The organism is Ideonella sp. (genome assembly GCF_041918995.1).
Lineage (GTDB): Bacteria > Pseudomonadota > Gammaproteobacteria > Burkholderiales > Burkholderiaceae_C > Ideonella.
The window spans coordinates 14,644-36,347 of record NZ_JAYRUN010000027.1 but is presented as its reverse complement, the minus strand read 5'-3'; the positions used below and the strand labels follow the sequence as shown (position 1 = coordinate 36,347).

Sequence of the window (21,704 nt, the reverse complement as noted above, 5' to 3'; positions counted from 1 at the left end):
CGCCGTAGCTGAGCGTGCGCGCCTTGTACTCGGCGTACTTGCCGATGCCCACGTAGTCCAGCAGCTCCTGCGCGCGCTGGCGGATGGCGGCTTCCTCCTGCCTGAAGCCCGGCGTGCGGAACACCGCGCCCACCAGGCCGGAGGTGGTGCGCACGTGCCGGCCCACCATCACGTTCTCCAGCGCCGTCATCTCGGCAAAGAGGCGGATGTTCTGGAAGGTGCGCGCGATGCCCGCCTTGGCCACCTCGTGCACGGTGGTGGGCGTGTAGGCCGCGCCGCCGAGCTCGAAGCTGCCCGAGTCGGGCGTGTACAGCCCGGTGATCACGTTGAAGAAGGTGGTCTTGCCCGCGCCGTTCGGGCCGATCAGGCCGTAGACCTGGCCGGGCTGGATGGTCAGCGCGACGTCCGACAGCGCTTGCAGGCCGCCGAAGCGCTTGGACACGCCGCTGACGTGGAGTACTGGTGTGCTCATGGTGCGTGAGGGTTCTCGGGTGCGGTGTGTCACTTCACGGGCGCAGGCGCCGCCTTGCCGTGCTCGGGCGAGGGCCACAGCCCACGCGGGCGCAGCAGCATGATGCTGATCATGGCCAGCGCGATGAGCAGCTGGCGCAGGATGGCCGCGTCCAGGCGGCCGTCGGTCATCTCCTGCAGCGGGCCCGCCACGTAGCGCAGCACCTCCGGCAGCGCGGCCAGCAGCACCGCGCCCAGGATCACGCCGGGGATGTGGCCGATGCCGCCCAGCACCACCATCGCCACGATCATCACCGACTCCATCAGCGAGAACGACTCGGGCGAGACGAAGCCCTGGAACGACGCGAACATGGCGCCCGACACGCCGCCGAAGGTGGCGCCCATGCCGAAGGCCAGCAGCTTCAGGTTGCGCGTGTTCAGCCCCATCGCCTTGGCGGCGATCTCGTCCTCGCGGATGGCCATCCAGGCCCGTCCGATGCGCGAGTCGGCCAGGTGCTGGCAGATCACCACCGTCACCACCACCAGCGCCAGGAACAGGTAGTAGTACAGCACCACCGACGGCAGCGTGAACTCGCCGATCTGCAGCGGCTTGCCGAAGTCGATCGGGCCCAGCTTCATCGCGTCGATCTGGCTGATGCCGCGCGGGCCGTTGGTGATGTTGATCGGGTACTCCAGGTTGTTCATGAACACCCGGATGATTTCGCCGAAGCCCAGCGTGACGATGGCGAGGTAGTCGCCGCGCAGCTTCAGCGTGGGCGCACCCAGCACCATGCCGGCAATGGCCGCCAGCCCGGCCGCCAGCGGAATGACCGCCCAGATCGGCAGGTGCAGCCCGTTGGGGAAGCTGGCCTTGATCCACTCGAAGTTGTCCGCCAGGTGCGGGCTGGCCAGCAGCGCGAAGAGATATGCGCCCACCGCGTAGAAGGCCACGTAGCCCAGGTCCAGCAGGCCGGCGTAGCCCACCACGATGTTCAGGCCGAGTGCCAGCAGCACGTACAGCAGCGCGATGGCCATGATGCGCACCCAGCCCTGGCCGAACTCGGCGGCCACCAGCGGCAGCGCCAGCAGCGCGGCCGCGGCCAGCAGGAACACGACGATCTTGGCTTGTTTGTTCAGGTCTTGCATGTCGAATGTCCCCCTGTGCTTACGCTCGGTCCGCGACGCGCTCGCCCATCAGCCCCGAGGGCCGCAGCGTGAGCACCAGGATGAGCACCAGGAAGGCGAAGATCTCCACGTACTGGCTGCCGAAGATGCCGCCGGTGAGCTGGCCGAGGTAGCCCGCGCCGATGGCCTCGATCAGGCCCAGCAGCACGCCGCCGACCATCGCGCCGGTGAGGTTGCCGATGCCGCCGAACACCGCCGCGGTGAAGGCCTTCAGCCCCGGCAGGAAGCCCATCGAGTGCTGCACCGTGCCGTAGTTCATCGCCCACATGATCCCGGCGATGGCCGCCAGCGTGGCGCCGATGACGAAGGTGGCGCTGATGATGTGGTCGGGGCGCACGCCCATCAGGCCGGCCACACGCGGGTTCTCGGCCGTGGCGCGCATCGCACGGCCCAGCTTGGTCCTGTTCACCAGCCACAGCAGCGCGGCCAGCACCACCACCGTGGTCACCAGGATCACGATCTGCGTGGGCGTGATCACCGGGCCCGCCTCCCACAGGAAGATCGGGTCCTGCGGCAGCAGCGGCGGGTACGGCTTGGGGTTGGGCTTCCACACGATCATGGCCAGCGTCTGCAGCAGCAGGCTCATGCCCATGGCCGTGATCAGCGGGGCCAGCCGCGGCGCATTGCGCAAGGGCCGGTACGCGATCTTCTCCACCGCGTAGTTCAGCACCGAGCACACCACCACCGCCACCACCAGCGAGATCAGCAGCAGCACCCAGCCCGGCCAGCCCGTGTCAGCCAGCAGCGTGACCACCGTCCAGCTGGTCAGCGCCCCCACCATCAGGATCTCGCCGTGCGCGAAGTTGATCAACGAGATGATCCCGTAGACCATCGTGTAGCCCAGCGCCACCAGGGCATACATGCTGCCCAGCACCAGGCCGTTGATGATTTGTTGGATGAAGATGTCCATGCGTCTGTCGTTGTGGGGCTGCCGCGGGCTGCGGGCCGACTGCGGCATGGAGAGCACAGCCTGTGCCAACTGCGCATTTCCTGGGGTTAGCCCGCAGGAAATGGCCCCGAAAGGCCGCTGAAACGCCGGCAAGTGCCTGAACGGCGCGGTGGGCTGGGCGGATTCCCGCACGAACCCCGGCCCGGGCTGTGTGGATTTCCGCACAGCCCCGCGGTGGCCCGATGGCGGGGCCGCGGCGGGCCCCGTGCCCAGGCCGTCGGGGGCGCATGTCGGCCCCGCGGCGGTGCGCGAGTTGGCACACTACGCATGTCTCATGCGTTCTCCTTCCTCGAGCTTCGGCCTGCGCCGTCACCCGGGCGCCCGCGCGGCGCCCTCGCTGCTGTTCCTGCTGACCGTGGCCCTGGTGGTCACTGGCATGGTGCTGGGCTATCGCTGGAGCCTGCGCAGCGGGCTGGCGGACCTGGCGGCCCTGGCCAACGAGCGGCTGGAGCTGTATGCCTCCACCCTCGAGACCGACCTGGCGCGTTATGCGCACCTGCCCAGCCTGCTGGCCCTGGACGAGGACGTGCAGGCGCTGCTGGAGGCGCCGAAGGACGAGGCCCGGCGCGAGCGGGCGAGCCTGAAGCTGGCCCGTGTGAACGTGCGTGCGGGCTCCATGCTGCTGGTGGTGGCCGGGCCCGACGGCGAGCCGCTGGCCGCCAGCGACCGCCACCGTGGCGAGAGCGACGCGGCCGAGGTGGCCCGCCTGGCCGCACGCCTCGCGGCCGAGGCCGGCGGCGAGCCCACCGAGTTCTTCGCCTCCAATGCCACCGACGGCACCACCGACTACACCTACGTGCAGCCGGTGCGGCGCGGCGGCGTGCTGCGCGGTCGCATCGTCGTGCGCCTGAGCCTGGCGCCGCTGGAGGCCACCTGGGTGGACCTGGGCCAGCGCACGTCGAGCGAGAAGCTCATGGTGGTGGACCACAACGACGTGGTGATCATGTCGTCGGTCCCGGCCTGGAAATACCGCATGCTCGGCAGCGTCGACGTGGAGGGCCTGATGGCGTCGGGCCGCTACGCCGGCGCCGCGCTGGCGCCGCTCGGCATGTCGGTGGAAGGGCCCGCCGACAACGGCGCGACGCTCGTGCGCGTGGCCGACGTGCAGACGGCCGGGCGCTCGCTGCACCTGGCGCAGCAGCGGCCCCTGCTGCCTCTGGCCGTGCGGCTGGTCACCTTGTCCGATCCCACGGAGGTGCGCCGCCAGGCCCGCCTGGCGGCCTGGGGGGGTGGCGCCGCGGGCGGCCTGCTGGGCCTGCTGGCGATGTACCTGCTGTACCGCCGCCGGGCGCTGCAGCAGCTGTTCCGCGCCCGCAATGCGCTGCAGCAGGCCCACGACCAGCTCGAGCGCCAGGTGGACGAGCGCACACGCGAGCTGCGCCAGACGAACGAGGAGCTCAAGCGTCAGATCGGCCAGCGCCTGCAGGCGGAGGACGAGCTCATGCAGGCGGGCAAGCTGGCGGTGCTCGGCCAGATGTCCGCCGGCATCTCGCACGAGATCAACCAGCCGCTGACGGCGCTGCGTGCGCTGTCGCGCAACACCCGGCTGTTGCTGGAGGCGGGACGCACCCAGGCCGTGGCCGACAACCTGCGGCTCATCGACGACATGGCCGAACGCATGGGGCGCATCACCTCGCAGCTGAAGTCCTTCGCGCGGCGCGGCGGCGGCGCGATGCAGGTGCACGGGCCGGTGGACCTGCGGGCCTCGCTGGACAACGTGCTGCTGCTGCTGGAGCACCGCCTGCGCGCGGAGCGGGTGCAGGTGGCGGTGACGGTGCCGGAGGGCACGCTCGTGCACGGCGAGCCGAACCGCCTGGAGCAGGTGCTGCTCAACCTGCTGGGCAACGCGCTGGACGCCATGGCCCACGTGGCCGAGCGACGCCTGGCCGTGCGCGCGTCGCGCGAGGGCGAGGGCGAGCAAGCGCGTGTCTGGCTGCAGGTGGCCGATTCCGGCGCCGGCATGACGGACGCGCAGATGGCGCGCCTGTTCGAGCCCTTCTTCACGACCAAGCCAGCCGGCCAGGGCCTGGGCCTGGGGCTGGTCATCAGCTCCAAGATCGTGCGCGAGTTCGGTGGGACACTGCGCGCCCGGCGCGTGGAGGGGGGGCAGGGCGCCGGCATGGTGTTCGAGTTCGACCTCGCCTCTGCTTCCAAGGAGACCTATGTTTGAGGGGTTCAAGGTCCTTTTCGTCGAGGACGACCCGCCGGTGCGGACCAGCCTGGCCCAGACGCTGGAGCTGGCCGGCCTGGACGTGCAGTCCTGCGGCAGCGCGGAGGAGGCCCTGCCCCATGTGACAGAGGGTGCGCAGATCGTCGTGGTCACGGATGTGCGCCTGCCCGGCATGGACGGCTTGGCGCTGCTCGATCACGTGGTGGCCACCGACGCCGGCATCCCGGTGGTGCTCATCACCGCGCACGGCGATGTGTCGATGGCGGTGCGCGCGATGCGCGCCGGCGCCTACGATTTCATCGAGAAGCCCTTCGCGCCCGAGCGCTTCGTGGAGACGGTGGTGCGCGCGCTGGACAAGCGGGTGCTGCGCGTGGCGGTGGACGACATGCGCGAGCAGCTGCAGAAGCGCAGCGGCATCGAGGCCGTGCTGCTGGGCCAGTCGCCCGTGATGCAGGACCTGCGCCGGCGCATCATGCGCCTGGCCGACACCTCGGCCGACGTGATGATCCTGGGCGAGACGGGCACGGGCAAGGAGCTGGTGGCCCGCTGCCTGCATGACCACAGCAGCCGGCGCGACCGCCATTTCGTGGCCATCAACTGCGGGGGGCTGCCCGAGACGCTCTTCGAGAGCGAGCTCATCGGCCACGAGCCGGGCGCCTTCACGTCCGCCGCCAAGCGCCGCATCGGCAAGATCGAGCACGCCAACGGTGGCACGCTGCTGCTGGATGAGATCGAGACCATGCCGGTGCCCATGCAGATCAAGCTGCTGCGCATCCTGCAGGAGCGCAAGATCGAGCGCCTGGGCTCCAACGAGGAGGTGCCGGTGAACGTGCGCGTGGTGGCGGCCACCAAGTGCGACCTGCGGGCCCTGAGCGACGAAGGCAAGTTCCGCGCGGACCTTTACTACCGCCTCAACGTGGCCGTGCTCGAGCTGCCGCCGCTGCGCGAGCGGCGCGAGGACATCCCGCTGCTGTTCGAGCACTTCGCCGCCCAGGCCGCCGCACGCTACGGCGTGGCGCCCCCCGAGCTGACGCCGGCCCACCTGCGCGAGCTGATGGCCCACGACTGGCCGGGCAACGTGCGCGAGATCCGCAACTCCGCCGACCGCTTCGTGCTGGAGATCGGCGAGCTCACCACCGCCACCGCGGGCGTGGCGCCGCTCACGCTGGCGCAGCAGATGGACAAGGTGGAGAAGGCCCTGATCGAGCAGGCGCTGCGCCAGTGCCAGGGCCGCGTGCCCAAGGTGATGGAGACCCTGGGCATCGCCCGCAAGACGCTCTACGACAAGCTGAACCGCCACGCCATCGACGTGGACCGGTTCCGCACCGGGGCGGGTTGACGCGCGCTGACGCCGGCTGAAGGGCCGGCGCCCTCGGGCCGCTGCCGGCCGCCCTCAACGGTAGCGCTGGGGGTCCGGGTCGTCGGTGGGCCGCGCGATGGCACGGCGCAGCGGCTCGCTCATGGGCAGGTTCAGGTTCAGCCCGCGCCCGGGGATGCGCTGCAGGAACCAGCGCTGGTAGATGTCGTGGATCTGGCCCGAGCGGTACAGGCCCGTCAGCACTTCATCGACGAGCCGCTTGAACACGGCGTCGTCGCGCGGCAGGCCGATGCCGTACGGCTCCACCGACAGCGCGTCCGACGAGATGCTGTAGTCGTCCCGGTCGGCAGCGGCCGCCAGCAGGCTGCGCAGCAGCACGTCGTCCATGGCGAAGGCGGCGGCCTGGCCTGTCTGCACCAGGTGGAAGGCATCCACGTCGTCCTGGCCGGCCACGATGCGCATGCCCAGGCCCAGGCTGTCGTTCACGCTGGCCAGGTAGCGGATGCTGGTGGTGGCGATGGTGGACGCCACCACCTTGCCACGCAGGTCGTCCAGGGTCTGGATGCCACTGTCGCGCCGCGTCAGCAGCCGGCTGGCCGCCACGAAGGTGGTCACCGAGAAGGCCTGGCTCTTCTGGCGCTCGGCGGTGTTGGTGGTGACGCCGCACTCCATGTCCACGCTGCCATTGGCCACCAGCGGCAGCCGCGTGGCCGAGGTGACCGCCACCCGCTTGATCTCGAGCTCGCGCAGGCCCAGGCGCCGGCGCACGGCGTCCACCACGCGCTCGCACAGCTCGATCGAGTAGCCCACCGGGCGCCGATTGCCATCGAGGTAAGAGAAGGGCACGGAGTTGATGCGGTGGCCCAGCACGATGACGCCGGTGTCGCGCACCTTGCGCAGCACCGGCGAGTCGAGCAGGTCGGGCTCGCCTGCCGCTGCGGCGGCCGGCAGCGCGGCGGCCAGTGCCGCCAGGACGGGCAGGCCCAGCCAGACCCGTCGGCGCAGGGCAGGGCGGGCAAGGCGGGGTGGGGCGGCGGGCGGGCGGCGCATCCTCGCGATGATAGAAGGCGCGGGGCGGTGCAGGCTGTGCGAGCATGGCAGCTGAGCGCCGCCTGGCGCTTGCCTTCAACGGAGCACCCCTATCGTGGACCTGCAGGCCCTGCAGCAGACCCTGCGCCAGTTCGCCGACGAGCGCGACTGGCAGCCCTTTCACACGCCGAAGAACCTCGCCATGGCGCTCATGGTGGAGGCGGCCGAGCTGGCCGAGATCTTCCAGTGGATGACGCCCGAGCAGTCGCAGGCGGCGGCCGGCGACGTGGTGGTGCAACAGCAGATCGGCGACGAGGTGGCCGACGTGCTGCTGTACCTGCTGCAGCTGGCCGACCACACGGCGATCGACCTCAAGCGCGCGGTGGGCCGCAAGCTGCAGAAGAACGCCAGGAAGTACCCGCCCGTGCGACCCGGCCGCCCGTCGGCTGGCCACGCCGCGGTGCCGTCCGAGACCCACGTGCTGATCGATTGGGAGAACGTGCAGCCCGGCGAGACCGATCTGCGCGACCTGGTGCCCGACGCCACCGACGTGTGGGTGTTCCATGGCCCGGCACAGCGCCGCGTGGCCGAGCGCTACGCGAGCTTCGGTGAGCGGGCGACGCCGGTGCAGATCGCCCGCACGGGCAAGAACGCGCTGGACTTCCACCTGTCGTTCTACATGGGCTACATCGCCTCGCGCCACCCCGATGCGCGCTTCGTGGTCGTCTCCAACGACAAGGGCTACGGCCCCATGCTGGAACACGCCGGGGAGCTGGGCTTTGCGGCCCGGCAGGTGGGCTTCACCCGGGAGGGCAAGTCGACGCGCGGCCGCACGGCGGCGCGCCCGGCGCGCAAGACCGCCGCCAAGGCGGCCCCGAAGCCGGTGGCCGCGCCCGCCCCACGGCGGGCGGCCGCGGCGGCCCCGCCACCGGCGCCGGCACTCGCGCCCGCACTCGCGCCGGCACCGGCGAAGCCGCCTGCAGCCAAGAAGCCCGCGCCGCGCACCCGTCGCGCCAAGGCGCGGGACGAGGCGACGCCCGCTGAGGCCCTGCCCAGCGCACCGGCCACCGCGCCGGCCAGCGCGCCGCTGCCCATGGCCGCCTCGCCGGCCCCCGCCCCGGCCCCGGCAGCGCGGCCAGCCCGACGCCGTGGCGCGAAGGCGGGCGCGGACGTGGCGGCGGGCGTGCCCCTGGCCTCGCCTGCCGACACGGTGCCGTCGGCCGACCCGGCCGCGGGCGCGGCGGCGCCGGCCACGCGCAAGTCCCGGGCCCGCAAGACGGGCAGCACCGCGGCAACGCCCGTGGCCGCGCCCGCTGCGCCCGCCAAGGGACGCGGCCGCAAGACCGCCACGCCGGCCAGCGCCGCGGCGCCGTCGGCCAAGGCGCTGCAGCATGTGGTCAGCAGCCTGAAGAAGAACGCCAACAAGCCAGCGCGGCGTGCGCGCCTGGTCGCTGCCGTCCGGGCGCTGCTGGCGTCGCAGCCTGGCGAGGCGGCGGACGATGCGGCGGTGGAAGCGGCGCTCGCCCATCTGGTGGCCACGCACGGGGTGCGGATCGACGACAAGGGCGCGGTGCGCTATGGCTGGTGAACCTGCGCACCGCGTGGCCGAACCGGCCCTCGTGCACAGCCGCTGCGTCCTCGCCGTGCAGGACCTGGCGCGGTCGGTCGCGTTCTACCGAGACCGCCTGGGCTTCGCGCTGGAGTTCGAGGGCGACGGCTGGGCCGGGCTGGCACGGGGCACGTTCCGGCTCATGCTGGGCCACTGTCCCGACGAAGTGCCGGCCGCGCGCATCGGCGACCATTCCTACATGGCGTACGTCAGCGTGACCGGCATCGACGCCTTGCACGCCGAGTTCGAGGCACGCGGCGTGCAGGGGCTGGTGCCCCCGGCGGACCAGCCCTGGGGCATGCGCGAGTTCCTGCTGCGCACGCCCGACGGGCATCGCATCATGTTCGGCGAAGACCTGGACGAGGCGGCCTAGTCGGTCGTGTGTCGCCGCACCCGGCGCACGAACCAGGCCACGCCGGCCAGCACTGGCGGCACCGGCAGCACCGCCAGCGTCACGACGAGGTCGGGGCTGACGCGGTCGCCGGCGCCGGGAAGCTGCTTGGCCAGATTGGCCAGGTAGCTGACCAGGCCCAGGGTGTCGTGGCTGATGGCCACCACCGACAGGCCCCGACCGTCTGCTGCAGGTGCTGCCGGTGGGCCAGGGCGCGCACCAATTCCTCGCTGACCGTCTCGCGTCGCTGCTCCACCCGCGCGCGCCACGGCTCGCGTGCAGCGCCGCAAGCCAGAGCGGCGCAACGCCAAAAGGGCCCGCAAGGCAAACGGGCCCGCAAAGCAAAAGGGCCGCCCGGTTGCCTGGGCGGCCCTTTGCCTTGTTTGGCTCCCCGACCTGGGCTCGAACCAGGGACCTACGGATTAACAGTCCGGCGCTCTACCGACTGAGCTATCGGGGAAGTGAAGCCTCAGATTGTAGACAGATTTCTGGCTGCTTTACAAGCCCACCTGCAAAGAAATTCTGAAGGTGCGCGGCTCGAGGGGGTAGAGGTAGGCGTGCCCGAACTGGTACGGGCTCTCGCGCCAGGCGCGGCGGTCGGTGAGGTTGTCCACGCCGGCGCGCCAGATGGCCTCGCGGCCGCCCAGGCGCTGGGTGTAGCGCAGCGACGCATCCAGGCGTGTCCACGCGGGCAGGGTGATGCTGTTGTCGGGCAGCACCTCGCGCTCGCTCTCGTGCGACACGCCGGCCTGGGCCTGCAGACCGGGCAGGGCGGCCACCTGCCAGGTGGCCAGCAGGCGCGCGCTGCGTGAGGGCACGTTGGTGGGCTGCAGGCCGTTCGCGCCGCCGTCGCTGGCGCCTTCGCGTCGGGCACGCAGCCACATCACGCTGCCTTGCACACCGAAGGCGCCCAGGCGCCACTCGCCGTCGGCCTCCACGCCGCGGTGGCGCCAGTCGCCGTCGGTGCGCCGGGTGCAGTTCGCGCCGTCCGCGTCGCAGCCCACGTCCTCGGTGGCCGGACGGCGGATGTCGAAGGCGGTGAGGCCCAGGGCCCCGTCTCGCTCGCGCCACTTCAGGCCCAGCTCGGCCTGCCGGCTGCGCAGGGCGGGCAGCACCTCGCCATGGTTGGTGTACTTGGCGGCGAGATCGGGCACGACCTCGCTTTCCACACCCTGGCCCCAGCTGCCGTAGACCATGAGGGCAGGGTGCCACTGGTGGCTCAGCGCCACGAACGGCGTGGTGAAGCTCTGGTCGTAGCCCCGGTCCAGCCGGGTGTGGCGCAGGCCCAGCCACAGCCCGGTGTCGGCCGACAGCGCGACGTGGTCGCGCAGGTGCAGCTCGGTGCTGCGCTCGCGGCGGCCGGCGTTGAGGTAAGGCTCCGGCTCCGGCGCCTCGATCACGGTGCGGCCATCGACGGTGCCCACGCCGGCCCACTGGTAGATCTGCGTGTTGTCGTGCTGGTGGAAATCGCTGTGCAGCGCGCCGAGCGACAGCGTGTGCGTCATGCCGGCCCAGCGCATGCGGCCCTCCAGCGCCACGGAGCCGGCCAGCGTGTCGCGGCGTTCGCCGTCGCTGCGGTAATCGTAGTAGTCCACGGTGCCGTCGCTGCAGTAGCGGTCCCAGCGCTCCTCGGCGGAGCAGCCGTAGGGAAACGCCATGCGGTCGTCCATGTCCAGGCGCTGGCCCAGGGCCTGCGCCACCAGTTGCCAGTCGGCGTCCAGCGGCTCCGTCCAGCGCAGGCTGGCGGTGGTGCCGTCGTTGACCACCGGTTGGGCCCAGGGCTGGTTGTTCAGGTTGAGCCGCGGGCTGACCGAGCCGGCCGAGGGCAGGCGCTCGCCCAGCAGGCTGAAGCCGGCCATGCTGCGCTGGGACTGGTGGCTCAGCTCGACCTCGGCCTCCAGCAGGCGCCCGGCGGCCAGGCGGGCCTGGCCGGCCAGGGCCACGAGGTGGCGTTCACCCTCGGCGTTCTCCAGCAGCGGGTCCAGCGATTCGTAGGCGGCGTTCAGTCGCCAGGCCAGCGCATCGCTGTCGCCCACACGCCGCTCGACGTCGGCCGCGATTTTCCAGCTGGCTTGCTCGGTCCAGCCCAGGAAGACCGTGCTGCGGTCGATGCCCCGCGGCCGCTTGACCACCAGGTTGGCCAGGCCGCCCGGTGCGCTGGTGCCGGCCTGGGCGCCGCTGGTGCCCTTGAGCACCTCGATGCGATCCTTGTTCTCCAGCGCGATCACGGTCTGCGCACTGATGGGCAGGCCGTCCCGGCGGTAGTTGTAGGCGCTGTTCAGCACGAAGCCGCGCACGGTGAGGTTGCTCCAGTAGCCGGGCGCGTTGTAGGCGTCGGCCACGCTGGCGTCCACGCGGGTCAGGCCGGACAGGCCGGTGAGGCCGCGGTCGGCGATGGCGCCGTTGCCGATGCCCGCCACCTGGAAGGGCGAGCGCGACAGCGGCAGGTCGCCGAAGCCCGTCACGCCGGCCGCGGCCGGCTCGGCACGGCCGGTGACGGTGATGCGCTCGGTGGCCGAGGCGGCCGGCTCGGCGGTGTCGGGCTCGGCGGTGTTGGGCTCGGCGGCGAGGGCCGCCTGTGCCGCGGCCAGCGCCAGGGCGGTGATCGCCCAGGGCCGAGAGCGGCCGGAGGGGCCGGGGACGGGGAGGGAGGAACGGAAGCGCGAACGCGTTTGCAATGCCATCACGGACTCGGTGCAGTCGGGTGGCAGGAAGGCGAGCGGGAGGGCGGGCGTGGTGCACGCGAGACCCGCGTGCTGCCGCAACTGGAGCTGCTTCCCTGCGCGAGGATTACCTCAATCAGGTTCAAAGGGACTGTCTCAGTCGGGCCGGCGAGCCGGCCCAACACCCCTAGCGAAGTGCTGCCCGGCGTTCAGGCCAGGCAGCGGCGTGCATTATGGCCGCACACCGGGCCGGAAAACAAACAGCCCGCCGCGGCGGGCCGGGCGGGCTGTGGGGCGGGGGGCGCGCTGCGCACGCCGTGGTCAGTGCAGGCGTCGCGTCAGGGCGTGCCCGTCGCGGGGCGGGCGCCTCAGCGCTTGAGCTCGCCCAGCTTGCCCTTCCTGTCCTTCCACTCCTCGGCGTCGGGCAGGGCGGGCTTGCGCTTGGTGATGCTGGGCCAGCCCTTGGCCAGCTCGGCGTTCAGCGCGATGTAGTTCTGCTGGTCCGCGGGCACGTCCTCTTCCGGGAGGATGGCGTTCACCGGGCACTCGGGGATGCACACCGCGCAGTCGATGCACTCGTCCGGGTCGATGGCGAGGAAATTGGGGCCCTCGCGGAAGCAGTCGACAGGGCAGACGTCGACGCAGTCGGTGTACTTGCAGCGGATGCAGGCTTCGGTGACGACGTGGGTCATGACTAGGGGCGGACAGTGGAGGAATTCGGGGAGGAGGCTGCGGCCCCCGTGCACGGCAGTGCAGCCAAGGGCGGCGGCAAAGCCGGGCGGCGCGCTGCAGTGCACGCCGCGAAGAGCAGGGCATTTTAGGGCTTGGGGCCCTCGGTGGCTTGATGACCCTCAAGCGGGTCGGTGCGGGCCGGGTGGGCCGCGATCCGGGCCGCCAGGTGGGCGGCCTGCGCGGTGGCCGTGGCGGCGCCGGGCAGCGGCACGACCGGCGCAGCGCCCACGCCGACCGTGACGATGGCCGGCCGGCCGCTGTGCATCACACAGGCCTCGGGCAGGGTGGCCACCGTGTGGTCGCTGGCGAGCTGGTCGGGCCAGCCGGCGCGGGACACCACGCTGACCGGCGTGTCGCCCGGCCAGCCGGCGTCCTGCAGCCGGCGGCTGAGCATGGCCAGCTGGCGCCCGGCCATGTAGAACACTTCGGTGTCGGCGCGGCGGCCGGCATGCAGCTCACGCTCCTGGGTCATGGCGGTGGTGAGCGCCACGCTGCGCCCGCCGCCGCGGCGGGTGAGCGGGCGGCCGGACGCCGCGGCGGCGGCCAGCGCGCTGGTCACGCCGGGCACCACCTCGTAGGCGATGCCGGCCTGCGCCAGCGCCAGCATCTCCTCCTCCAGGCGGCCGAAGACGCTGGGGTCGCCCCCTTTGAGCCGGGCGACAACCTCGCCGGCGAGCGCGTGCTGCACCAGCAGCGCGTCAATGCGGGCCTGGGCGGTGGAGGTGCAGAAACCGCGCTTGCCCACGTCGATCCACTCGGCCGCGGGCGCGTATTCGCGCAGCGCGGGGTCGGTGAGCGCGTCGTGCAGCACCACGGTGGCGCGGGCCAGCGCCCTGGCGCCGCGCACCGTGATCAGGTCGGCCGCGCCGGGGCCGGCGCCAATGAAGAGGACCAGGCCGCGGGACAAGGCCGTCAGGCGGCGACCGCCTCGCTGGACCGGCCCGCGGCGGCGGACGTGGGCTGGGCGACGTGCAGGCCGCATTCCTTGGCCTTCTCGTCCTCCCACCACCAGCGGCCGGCACGGAACTCCTCGCCCACCGCGATGGCGCGGGTGCAGGGGGCGCAGCCGATGCTGGGCATGAACTGGTCGTGCAGGGCGTTGTAGGGCACATCGTGGGTGGCGATGTAGTGCCAGATGTCGTTCCAGGTCCAGTCGGCCAGCGGGTTGTACTTCACGCGGCCGTTGGCCTCCACCTCGCGCAGCGGCACCGCGCCCCGGTTGGCGCTCTGCTCGCGGCGCAGGCCGGTCACCCAGGCCTGGCGCCCGGCCAGCATGCGGCCCAGCGGCTCCAGCTTGCGGATCTGGCAGCAGGCCTTGCGCAGCTCGATGCTCTGGTACATGGCGTCCTCGCCATGGCGTCGCACGAAATGGACCACCTGCTCCTCGGGCGGGCTGTACAGCTCCACCGCCAGGCCGTAGCGCTGCTCGATGGCCGGGATGAGCGCCAGCGTCTCGGCGTGCAGCCGGCCCGTCTGCAGCGTGCCCACGGCGATGGGCAGCCCGGCGCGGGCGATGAGGTCGGTGAGCACCATGTCCTCGGCGCCGAGGCTGGTGGCCTGCACGATGCTGCCAGGGTGCTCCAGGGCCGCCTGGCGCAACTGGTCGAGCGTGGCCTGCACGCGCTCCTCGAAGCCTTCCGTGTGGCGGGCGTACAGGGCGATGGCGCCCGAGGCGGCCGGGGAGGCCGGCGACGCCGGAACGGGGCTGGCAGGCAGGAAGCTGAGGGAAGAGGTCGGGGCGTTCATGCGGCAAGCCTTCCGAACAGCGGGCGCGCGTCGACGACGTCGCCCTGGTAGTGCGCGGGAATCTGGCCCAGCAGGCGCCGGGCGGTGTCTTCGCTCTGGCCGTCGCGCAGCTGCACGGCGGAAAAGCCGGTGCGGGCCAGCAGCGGCACCATGTCCACCACCACGTCGCCCGTGGCGCGGATCTCGCCGGCATAGCGCAGGCGGGCGCGCAGCACATGGGCCTGGCTGTAGGCGCGGCCGTCCACCCACTTGGGGAACTGCAGGGCCACCACGGCAAAGCGGGGCAGCTCGTCGGCGAAGTCCTCGACGTCGGCGGTGTTGGGCAGCAGCAGGCCCACCGGCAGGTCAGCCGGCCAGTCGCTGCGCACGGCGTCCCACTGCTCGGGCGTCAGCAGGCTGTGCGCGGCGACCGGCGGGATGGGCGTGGGGCCGAATTCACCCACGGCGGGGCGGAAGGGGTCCTGGGCGGGGCGGATGAACTGCATGGTCAGGCGATCTCGGCGGGTTCGGCGGCGGCTGCGGGGGCAGCGGCGCGTGTGGCGGGCGCGGCGGTGTCGCGGCGCACGGCATCGGCTGCGGCGCGGAAAGGCGGCACGCCCAGGCGGCGGGCGGTGTCGACGAAGCGTTCACCGGCCTGGCGCTCGCGCAGGTAGACGTCGATCAGCGCCTCCACCACGTCGGGCACCTCGTCGGCCGAGAAGGACGGGCCGATCACCTTGCCCGGCGTGGACGCGCCGCTGAGGGTGGAGCCGTCGGAGCCGGCCAGCGACACCTGGTACCACTCGCTGCCGTCCTTGTCGACGCCGAGGATGCCGATGTGGCCGGTGTGGTGGTGGCCGCAGGAGTTCATGCATCCGCTGATGTGCAGGTCGATGTCACCGATGTCGTACAGCGCGTCGAGGTCGTCGAAGCGCTCGGTGATGCTGGCGGCCACCGGGATCGAGCGCGCATTGGCCAGGGCGCAGAAGTCGCCGCCGGGGCAGGCGATCATGTCCGTCAGCAGGCCGATGTTGGGGGTGGCGAAGGACGCGTCGCGGGCGGCATGCCACACCGAGAACAGATCGGCCTCGCGCACCCACGGCAGCACCAGGTTCTGGTCGTGGGACACACGCAGCTTGCCCAGCGAGTAGCGGTCGGCCAAGGTGGCGGCGGCGTCCATCTGCTCGGCGGTGACGTCGCCGGGGGCCTGGCCCGCGCGCTTGAGCGACAGGGTGACGGCGCGGTAGCCCGGCACGCGGTGCGGGTGCACGTTGCGCTCCATCCAGCGCAGGAAGGCGGCGGGCGCCGGGCCCGTGCGGTGGGGGTCGAAGGCATGCGTGGCCGCCGCGGGGCGCACGCCGGCCGGCAGCTCGAAGTGGCGCGCCACGCGCTCCAGCTCGGCCACGGGGATGAGGTGCTCGCAGCCGCCGGCGTCCTGGTTCAGGATCTTGTCGAACTCGGCGTTCACCGCGTCGATGAACTTCCGGCCCTCGGCCTTGACGAGGATCTTGATGCGCGCCTTGTAGGCGTTGTCACGGCGGCCGAAGCGGTTGTAGACCCGCACCACGGCCTCGATGTAGACGAGGATCTGCTGCCAGGGCACGAAGGCGTTCACCTCGGTGGCGATCACCGGGGTGCGGCCCATGCCGCCGCCCACCAGCACGCGGAAGCCCACGTCGCCGACCTCGTTCTTCAGCAGTTGCAGGCCGATGTCGTGCCAGGCGATGGCCGCGCGGTCCTCCACCGTGCCGGAGACGGCGATCTTGAACTTGCGCGGCAGGAAGGCGAACTCGGGGTGCAGCGTGCTCCATTGGCGCAGGACCTCGCAGTAGGGGCGCGGGTCCACCACCTCGTCCGGCGCGATGCCGGCGAAGGCGTCGGTCGTGATGTTGCGGATGCAGTTGCCGGAGGTCTGGATGCCGTGCATGTCGGCCTCGGCCAGCAGGTCCATGGCGTCCGCGGCACGCGGCAGCGGGATCCAGTTGAACTGCATGTTCTGGCGCGTGGTGAAGTGGCCGAAGCCCTGGTCGAGCTCACGCGCGATGCGGGCCAGCTGGCGCAGCTGGCGCGACGACAATTCGCCATACGGCACGGCCACGCGCAGCATGGGCGCGTGGCGCTGGATGTACCAGCCGTTCTGCAGGCGCAGCGGCCGGAAGTCGTCGTCGGCCAGCTCGCCCGCCAGGTTGCGCTGCAGCTGGTCGCGGAACTGCGCGGCGCGTTGGCGGACGAACTGGCGGTCGAAAGAGGTGTACTGGTACATGGAATGGGCAATCAGGCGTGCCCTCCCAGGAGGGCTTGAGGCGACTCTACGGATTCGCTATATGCTTGAAAAGAACACAAATTTCACTTGGATATTGCGTTGAGATCTAAAGAGTCGATTCTGGGTGGCCCGGAGCTCCCTCGGCGGCGCCTGATCGCCGGGGGCGGCGCCTGGAGCGCCCTCGTGTTGGCGGGCTGCCAGACCGCCCCACCCGCGCCTCCGCCTGCGTCGGTGGCCCCCGTGGCGCCGCCGCCACTGCCCGCGGCACCGCCGCGGCCGCCCCGCATCGGCCTGGCACTGGGCGGCGGGGCCACGCGTGGCTTCGCCCACATCGGCGTCATCCAGGTGCTGGAAGAGCAGGGCATCCGCCCCGATCTGGTGGCGGGCACCTCGGCGGGCAGCCTGGTGGCCGCGCTGTATGCGTCCGGCAAGACCGGCGTGGACATGGCGTCGCTGGCGCAGTCGATGGACGAATCGGGCCTCACGGACTGGTCGTTCCCCGGACGCGGGCTCATCCGTGGCGAGGCGCTGGCGCGCTACGTGCGCCAGCAGACCGCGGGCGCCACCATCGAGCAGATGAAGATGCCGCTGGGCATCGTGGCCACCGACCTCGCCGACGGGCAGCCCATCCTGTTCCGGCGCGGCGACACGGGTGCGGCGGTGCGCGCCTCCAGCGCGGTACCGGCGGTTTTCCAGCCGGTGAAGATCGGCACACGCGAGTACGTGGACGGCGGCCTGGTGTCCCCGGTGCCGGTGCGCTTTGCGCGGCAGATGGGCGCGGAGCTGGTGATCGCGGTCGACATCTCCAGCCCGCCCGATGGCCAGCCCACGGGCGACGCGCTGCACCTGCTGCTGCAGACCTTCGCCATCATGGGCAAGAGCATCAGCCGCTACGAGCTGAAGGAGGCGGACGTGGTGGTGCGCCCGGCGCTCACCGGTGTGTCCAGCGCGGACTTCACGGCCCGCCTGAAGGCGGTGCAGTCAGGGCGGGAAGCGGCGCTGGCGGCCCTGCCGGCCCTGCGTCAGCGCATCGCGGCGCTCACGCGCTGAGGGGCGCGGGCGGCCAGGAAAAGAAAAAACCCGGCCGTCCACGTGGGAGGGCCGGGTGGAAGGTACCCGGAGGTACCGAGGAGACAACCTTCCATGAAGACCGCGCCGAGGAGTGGAAGGCGCGGCCCATGAGAGAGCGTCGGGGCGCCGATTTGGTTCCGTGGCCGTGAAGCGAGGGCTCCAGCGGCCGCGGTCCGGCGCCGCCTCGGGGTGTGTCAGGCGGCCGTGCGGCGGGCGGCCTTGGGGGCCGTCTGGGTGGCCTTCACGGCGGTGCTGGTCACGGCCTGGAAGTTGGCTTCGGCCACTTCGGCGGCCTGCTTGGCGGCCTTGTGGGCGGATTCGTAGGCGTTGTTGGCGGCCGAGATGGCCGACTTCACCAGGGCGACGGCGCTTTCCGTGCCGGCCGGGGCGTTCTTGACGGCGTTGTCCACGGTGGCCATGAAGGCCTTCTGGACGTCGGCCATCTGCGATTCGACCGCCTTGCTCACTTCGGCGTTGGTGGACGCGGCGATGTCGTACAGGTGGCGGCTGTAGGCGGCGGCCTTCTCGGCGGCCGGTTGCAGCAGGCCGGCCTGCAGGGACAGCAGCTCCTGCGCGTCCTTCACGGACAGCGTGGCCTTGGTGGTCTCGGCGGCTTCGCCCAGCGAGGCCTTGGCCACCTGGAGGTTCAGCTCGACGAGCTTCTCGACGCCTTCGAAGGCCTTGTTGGTCAGGTCGAACAGCGTTTCGACGTTGGCCTTGTGCGCGGCGAGCAGTTGTTCAGCGGTCATCATGGTCAGACTCCTGGAGTGGCGTGGGAACGGGTCACTGGGGGCAGCGAGGCCAGGAAATGGTGCGCTGCAACATGAATCGAAGTATGGGGTCTGGTCGTGCGCAAGGCAAGCGGTTTTTGTTGCAGTGCAGCAATCTAGGGGAGACGCTCCAGGACACGGCGCTGTGGCACAGTCGGCGGGCCCATGCGCGCCTTCGCTTCCCACCAGTTCGTGCTGCCGCTGCCGGCGGGGCACCGATTCCCCATGCCGAAGTACGCGCTGCTGCGCGACCGGGTGGCGGCCACGCTGCCGCAGATCCGGCTGGAGGAGGCGCCCGCCGCGACCGACGGCGAGCTGGCCCTGGCCCACGAGCCCGCCTATGTGAGCGCCGTGGCCGAGGGCTGGCTCAGCGCCGCGGCCCAGCGGGAGATCGGCTTTCCCTGGTCGCCCCGCATGGCGGAACGGGCACGGCGCTCGGTGGGCGCCACCATCGCCGCCGCCCGGGTGGCGCTGGCGGACGGCGTGGCGGCCAACCTGGCGGGCGGCACGCACCACGCCAGCGCCGACAAGGGATCGGGCTACTGCGTGTTCAACGACGTCGCGGTGGCCGCGCGCCTGATGCAGGCCGAATGGCACCGCGCCCATCGCCAGCTGCTGCGCGTGCTGGTGATCGACCTGGACGTGCACCAGGGCAACGGCACCGCCAGCATCTTCGCCGACGACCCCACCGTGTTCACCTTCTCCATGCACGGGGAGCGCAACTTCCCGTTCCGCAAGGTGGCGGGCGACCTGGACGTGGACCTGCCCGACGGCTGCCCGGACGGGCCCTACCTGCAGGCGCTGGACCGTGCGCTGGACGAGGTGGAGCGCCGCCATGTCGGCCGGCCGCCCGGGCTGGCCTTCTACCTGGCCGGTGCCGACCCGCACGAGAACGACCGCCTGGGCCGTCTGAAGCTCTCCGCCGAGGGCCTGGCCGAGCGGGATCGCCGGGTGTTCGACTGGCTGCGCGCCCGGCGGCTGCCGGTGGCGGTGTCCATGGCCGGCGGCTACGGCAACGACATCCACGAGACCGTGGCCGTCCAGGCGCGCACCCTGGCGCTGGCGGCCGAGAGCTGGCGCGCCTGGCAGGCCGGCGGCCAGGCCGGGGCAGCGGGCGGCGTCGGCTGGGCGACAGCGCCGGGCCCTGCGCCGGTGGAAGAATCCGGGGCATGACCACCGCCCGACCCCAGCCCCAGCCGCGTGATGCCTACCGCGTCTTCCGCACCCTCACCACCCGGTGGATGGACAACGACGTCTATGGGCACGTCAACAACGTCGTCTATTACAGCTTCTTCGACACCGCGGTCAACGGCCACCTCATCGACGCCGGCGCGCTGCAGGTCGACACCAGCGCGGTGATCGGCCTGGTGATCGAGACGCAGTGCAACTACTTCGCACCGCTGAGCTACCCGCAGCCGGTGGACGCGGGCATCCGCGTGGCGCAGGTGGGCCGCAGCAGCGTGCGCTACGAGGTGGGGCTGTTCGCCGCCGGCGAGCCGCTCACCGCCGCCGCGGGCCACTTCGTGCACGTGTATGTCGACCGGGCCAGCCGCCGCCCGACGGCGCTGCCACCCGCGCTGCTGCAGGCCCTGGCCCCGCTGCGCACCGATCGCTGACCCCCGCCTTTCCACCCCGACCCCTGCCCATGACCGTGACGCCAGAGACCATCGCCGCCGTGGACGCGGCCATCAGCAGCCGCCGCTCCATCCGCGCCTACCTGCCCACCCCCGTGCCGCGTGAGACGGTGGCCGAAATCCTCTCGGTCGCGTCGCGCGCCCCGTCGGGCACCAACACCCAGCCGTGGAAGGTGCACGTGCTGGCCGGTGACGCCCGCCGGCGCCTGTCCGCCCGCATCCGGGCGGTGTACGACGACGCCGAGCAGCGCCAGCAGCACACCGAGGAATACGCCTACTACCCCACCGAGTGGCGCTCGCCCTACATCGACCGGCGGCGGAAGGTGGGCTGGGACCTGTACGGCCTGCTGGGCATCGGCAAGGCCGACAAGGTGCGCATGCACGCCCAGCACGGGCGCAACTACGACTTCTTCGACGCCCCGGTGGGCCTCATCTTCACCATCGACCGGGTGATGCAGCAGGGCAGCTGGCTGGACTACGGCATGTTCCTGGAGAACATCATGGTGGCGGCCCGCGCCCGGGGGCTGGACACCTGCCCGCAGGCCGCCTTCACGCAGTTCCACCGCGTGATCGCCGAGGCACTGGCCCTGTCGCCCGAGGAGATGGTGGTGTGCGGCATGGCGCTCGGCCACGCCGACCCGGGCGCCGTGGAGAACAGCCTCGTCACGGAGCGCGAGCCGGTCGAGGGCTTCGCGCGCTTCCATGGCTTCTGAGGGCGGCGGCGCGGCGCGACCGCGCGTGCTGGTGGCGCGGCGGGTGTTTCCCGAGGTGGTGGCCCGCCTGCAGGTGCACTTCGAGGTGGACGCCCGTGACGCGGACGACCCGCTGCCGCCCGCGGCGCTGGCCGAGCGGCTGCAGGGCTGCGCCGGCGCGCTGGTGGCAGGCACCGAGCGCATCGATGCGGCCTTGCTGGCCGCCTGCCCGGCACTGCGCGCGGTGTGCAGCATGGCGGTGGGCTTCAACAACATCGACGTGGCGGCCTGCACGGCGCGCGGGGTGCTGGCCAGCAACGCGCCGGGGGTGCTCACCGAGACCACGGCCGACTTCGGCTTCGCGCTGATGATGGCCACCGCACGGCGCATCAGCGAGGCGGAGCACTGGCTGCGTGCCGGCCAGTGGCGGCACTGGTCGGTGGACGGCTTCGCGGGCGCCGACGTGCATGGCGCCACGCTGGGCATCCTGGGTATGGGCCGCATCGGCCAGGCCATTGCCCGGCGCGGCGCCCTGGGCTTCGCCATGCCGGTGGTTTACCACAACCGCCGCCGCCTGGAGCCGGCCGACGAGGCCGCGCTGGGCGCCCGCTGGCTGCCGCTGGACGAGTTGCTCGCCGCGGCCGACCACCTGGTGATCGTGGTGCCCTACACCGCCGAGACGCACCACCTGGTGGGCGAGGCCGAGCTGGCGCGCATGAAGCCCACGGCCACGCTGGTGAACATCGCGCGCGGCGGCGTGGTGGACGACGCGGCGCTGGCGCGCGCCCTGCGCGAGCGCCGTCTCGCGGCGGCCGGCCTGGACGTGTTCGAGGGGGAGCCAGCGGTGTACCCCGGCCTGCTGGAGGTGCCCAACGTCGTCCTCACGCCGCACATCGCGAGCGCCAGCCTGCCCACCCGTCGCGCCATGGCCGGCCTGGCGGCGGACAACCTGATCGCGGCACTGACGGGCGGCACGCCGCCCACGCCGCTCAATCCCGAGGTGCGGCGGCCGGACATCGGGCGGTAGGGCTGCCGGGCGCCGGGGTGGCTGCG

21 protein-coding genes, 1 tRNA gene and 1 riboswitch are annotated in these 21,704 nt (G+C 72.0%); of the genes, 9 read left to right on the top strand and 13 right to left on the bottom strand.

Annotated features, from left to right (window positions below):
• The 3 genes from ACE3UN_RS18555 to ACE3UN_RS18545 all read right to left on the bottom strand — a co-directional run.
• Positions 1-472 (bottom strand): ABC transporter ATP-binding protein (locus tag ACE3UN_RS18555; protein WP_374676478.1); only part of this gene is annotated, 472 nt, incomplete at its 3' end.
• 29 nt (positions 473-501) lie between these two features.
• Entirely contained in the window at positions 502-1,596 is a 1,095-nt protein-coding gene (locus tag ACE3UN_RS18550) for a branched-chain amino acid ABC transporter permease (RefSeq protein ID WP_374676477.1), read from the bottom strand.
• A gap of 19 nt (positions 1,597-1,615) precedes the next feature.
• Positions 1,616-2,545, bottom strand: coding sequence for a branched-chain amino acid ABC transporter permease (locus ACE3UN_RS18545; protein ID WP_374676476.1), 930 nt, complete (start codon positions 2,543-2,545; stop codon positions 1,616-1,618).
• A gap of 313 nt (positions 2,546-2,858) precedes the next feature.
• On the opposite strand from ACE3UN_RS18545, the gene ACE3UN_RS18540 reads away from it, so the two are divergent.
• Together ACE3UN_RS18540 and ACE3UN_RS18535 are read left to right on the top strand one after the other, a co-directional pair.
• Entirely contained in the window at positions 2,859-4,754 is a 1,896-nt protein-coding gene (locus ACE3UN_RS18540) for a sensor histidine kinase (protein WP_374676475.1), read from the top strand.
• Positions 4,747-6,093 carry a sigma-54-dependent transcriptional regulator gene (locus ACE3UN_RS18535; protein ID WP_374676474.1) on the top strand — a complete coding sequence of 449 codons (1,347 nt, stop codon included), beginning with the start codon at positions 4,747-4,749 and terminating at the stop codon, positions 6,091-6,093. The genes ACE3UN_RS18540 and ACE3UN_RS18535 overlap by 8 nt, the downstream gene beginning before the upstream one ends.
• Before the next feature lie 54 nt (positions 6,094-6,147).
• Here ACE3UN_RS18535 and ACE3UN_RS18530 read toward each other — a convergent pair whose 3' ends face one another.
• A complete protein-coding gene (locus ACE3UN_RS18530) occupies positions 6,148-7,122 on the bottom strand; it encodes an amino acid ABC transporter substrate-binding protein (protein ID WP_374676473.1) in 975 nt (324 codons plus the stop codon).
• A gap of 94 nt (positions 7,123-7,216) precedes the next feature.
• Between ACE3UN_RS18530 and ACE3UN_RS18525 the strand changes: the two genes are divergently transcribed.
• Entirely contained in the window at positions 7,217-8,689 is a 1,473-nt protein-coding gene (locus ACE3UN_RS18525; RefSeq protein ID WP_374676472.1) for a PIN domain-containing protein, read from the top strand.
• Positions 8,690-8,702: 13 nt separating this feature from the next.
• A complete protein-coding gene (locus ACE3UN_RS18520) occupies positions 8,703-9,083 on the top strand; it encodes a bleomycin resistance protein (RefSeq protein ID WP_374676471.1) in 381 nt (126 codons plus the stop codon).
• On the opposite strand, the gene ACE3UN_RS18515 is transcribed toward ACE3UN_RS18520, so the two are convergent.
• The 8 genes from ACE3UN_RS18515 to ACE3UN_RS18480 form a co-directional block, all read right to left on the bottom strand.
• The gene (locus tag ACE3UN_RS18515) at positions 9,080-9,265 is read right to left on the bottom strand and encodes a hypothetical protein (RefSeq protein WP_374676470.1); all 186 of its coding nucleotides are present in this window, start codon (positions 9,263-9,265) and stop codon (positions 9,080-9,082) included. The genes ACE3UN_RS18520 and ACE3UN_RS18515 overlap by 4 nt on opposite strands.
• 220 nt (positions 9,266-9,485) lie before the next feature.
• Positions 9,486-9,561, bottom strand: a tRNA-Asn gene (locus ACE3UN_RS18510).
• A 37-nt stretch (positions 9,562-9,598) separates the two neighbouring features.
• Complete coding sequence (locus ACE3UN_RS18505) at positions 9,599-11,785, bottom strand: TonB-dependent siderophore receptor (RefSeq protein ID WP_374676469.1); 2,187 nt, start codon at positions 11,783-11,785, stop codon at positions 9,599-9,601.
• A gap of 75 nt (positions 11,786-11,860) precedes the next feature.
• Positions 11,861-11,963: riboswitch (TPP riboswitch) on the bottom strand.
• Between the two features lie 169 nt (positions 11,964-12,132).
• Complete coding sequence (fdxA, locus tag ACE3UN_RS18500; protein WP_374676468.1) at positions 12,133-12,456, bottom strand: ferredoxin FdxA; 324 nt, start codon at positions 12,454-12,456, stop codon at positions 12,133-12,135.
• Positions 12,457-12,581: 125 nt separating this feature from the next.
• A complete protein-coding gene (cobA, locus tag ACE3UN_RS18495; protein WP_374676467.1) occupies positions 12,582-13,403 on the bottom strand; it encodes a uroporphyrinogen-III C-methyltransferase in 822 nt (273 codons plus the stop codon).
• 5 nt (positions 13,404-13,408) lie between these two features.
• Positions 13,409-14,242 (bottom strand): phosphoadenylyl-sulfate reductase, encoded by an 834-nt coding sequence (locus ACE3UN_RS18490; protein ID WP_374676466.1) that lies wholly within the window; start codon positions 14,240-14,242, stop codon positions 13,409-13,411.
• Positions 14,239-14,727: a DUF934 domain-containing protein gene (locus ACE3UN_RS18485; RefSeq protein WP_374676465.1), complete on the bottom strand. Its 489-nt coding sequence runs from the start codon at positions 14,725-14,727 to the stop codon at positions 14,239-14,241. Before ACE3UN_RS18485 ends, ACE3UN_RS18490 begins: the two co-directional genes overlap by 4 nt.
• Before the next feature lie 2 nt (positions 14,728-14,729).
• Positions 14,730-16,484, bottom strand: coding sequence for a nitrite/sulfite reductase (locus ACE3UN_RS18480; RefSeq protein ID WP_374676464.1), 1,755 nt, complete (start codon positions 16,482-16,484; stop codon positions 14,730-14,732).
• Positions 16,485-16,604: 120 nt separating this feature from the next.
• Between ACE3UN_RS18480 and ACE3UN_RS18475 the strand changes: the two genes are divergently transcribed.
• The gene (locus ACE3UN_RS18475; RefSeq protein WP_374676479.1) at positions 16,605-17,534 is read left to right on the top strand and encodes a patatin-like phospholipase family protein; all 930 of its coding nucleotides are present in this window, start codon (positions 16,605-16,607) and stop codon (positions 17,532-17,534) included.
• Positions 17,535-17,749: 215 nt separating this feature from the next.
• Here ACE3UN_RS18475 and phaP read toward each other — a convergent pair whose 3' ends face one another.
• A complete protein-coding gene (phaP, locus tag ACE3UN_RS18470; protein ID WP_374676463.1) occupies positions 17,750-18,307 on the bottom strand; it encodes a TIGR01841 family phasin in 558 nt (185 codons plus the stop codon).
• A 183-nt stretch (positions 18,308-18,490) separates the two neighbouring features.
• On the opposite strand from phaP, the gene ACE3UN_RS18465 reads away from it, so the two are divergent.
• The 4 genes from ACE3UN_RS18465 to ACE3UN_RS18450 are packed head-to-tail and all read left to right on the top strand — an operon-like array spanning position 18,491 to position 21,678.
• A complete protein-coding gene (locus tag ACE3UN_RS18465; RefSeq protein ID WP_374676462.1) occupies positions 18,491-19,498 on the top strand; it encodes a histone deacetylase in 1,008 nt (335 codons plus the stop codon).
• Entirely contained in the window at positions 19,495-19,941 is a 447-nt protein-coding gene (locus tag ACE3UN_RS18460; RefSeq protein ID WP_374676461.1) for an acyl-CoA thioesterase, read from the top strand. The genes ACE3UN_RS18465 and ACE3UN_RS18460 overlap by 4 nt, the downstream gene beginning before the upstream one ends.
• A gap of 29 nt (positions 19,942-19,970) precedes the next feature.
• Positions 19,971-20,672: a nitroreductase gene (locus ACE3UN_RS18455; RefSeq protein WP_374676460.1), complete on the top strand. Its 702-nt coding sequence runs from the start codon at positions 19,971-19,973 to the stop codon at positions 20,670-20,672.
• Positions 20,662-21,678: a 2-hydroxyacid dehydrogenase gene (locus ACE3UN_RS18450; RefSeq protein ID WP_374676459.1), complete on the top strand. Its 1,017-nt coding sequence runs from the start codon at positions 20,662-20,664 to the stop codon at positions 21,676-21,678. The genes ACE3UN_RS18455 and ACE3UN_RS18450 overlap by 11 nt, the downstream gene beginning before the upstream one ends.
• Positions 21,679-21,704: the final 26 nt, after the last annotated feature.

Coding starts and splice junctions, on each gene's coding strand:
- ACE3UN_RS18550 (WP_374676477.1), bottom strand. CDS start 1,596: ATGCAAGACCTGAACAAACAAGCCAAGATCGTCGTGTTCCTGCTGGCC.
- ACE3UN_RS18545 (WP_374676476.1), bottom strand. CDS start 2,545: ATGGACATCTTCATCCAACAAATCATCAACGGCCTGGTGCTGGGCAGC.
- ACE3UN_RS18540 (WP_374676475.1), top strand. CDS start 2,859: ATGCGTTCTCCTTCCTCGAGCTTCGGCCTGCGCCGTCACCCGGGCGCC.
- ACE3UN_RS18535 (WP_374676474.1), top strand. CDS start 4,747: ATGTTTGAGGGGTTCAAGGTCCTTTTCGTCGAGGACGACCCGCCGGTG.
- ACE3UN_RS18530 (WP_374676473.1), bottom strand. CDS start 7,122: ATGCGCCGCCCGCCCGCCGCCCCACCCCGCCTTGCCCGCCCTGCCCTG.
- ACE3UN_RS18505 (WP_374676469.1), bottom strand. CDS start 11,785: ATGGCATTGCAAACGCGTTCGCGCTTCCGTTCCTCCCTCCCCGTCCCC.
- fdxA (WP_374676468.1), bottom strand. CDS start 12,456: ATGACCCACGTCGTCACCGAAGCCTGCATCCGCTGCAAGTACACCGAC.
- ACE3UN_RS18490 (WP_374676466.1), bottom strand. CDS start 14,242: ATGAACGCCCCGACCTCTTCCCTCAGCTTCCTGCCTGCCAGCCCCGTT.
- ACE3UN_RS18485 (WP_374676465.1), bottom strand. CDS start 14,727: ATGCAGTTCATCCGCCCCGCCCAGGACCCCTTCCGCCCCGCCGTGGGT.
- ACE3UN_RS18480 (WP_374676464.1), bottom strand. CDS start 16,484: ATGTACCAGTACACCTCTTTCGACCGCCAGTTCGTCCGCCAACGCGCC.
- phaP (WP_374676463.1), bottom strand. CDS start 18,307: ATGATGACCGCTGAACAACTGCTCGCCGCGCACAAGGCCAACGTCGAA.
- ACE3UN_RS18465 (WP_374676462.1), top strand. CDS start 18,491: ATGCGCGCCTTCGCTTCCCACCAGTTCGTGCTGCCGCTGCCGGCGGGG.
- ACE3UN_RS18460 (WP_374676461.1), top strand. CDS start 19,495: ATGACCACCGCCCGACCCCAGCCCCAGCCGCGTGATGCCTACCGCGTC.
- ACE3UN_RS18455 (WP_374676460.1), top strand. CDS start 19,971: ATGACCGTGACGCCAGAGACCATCGCCGCCGTGGACGCGGCCATCAGC.
- ACE3UN_RS18450 (WP_374676459.1), top strand. CDS start 20,662: ATGGCTTCTGAGGGCGGCGGCGCGGCGCGACCGCGCGTGCTGGTGGCG.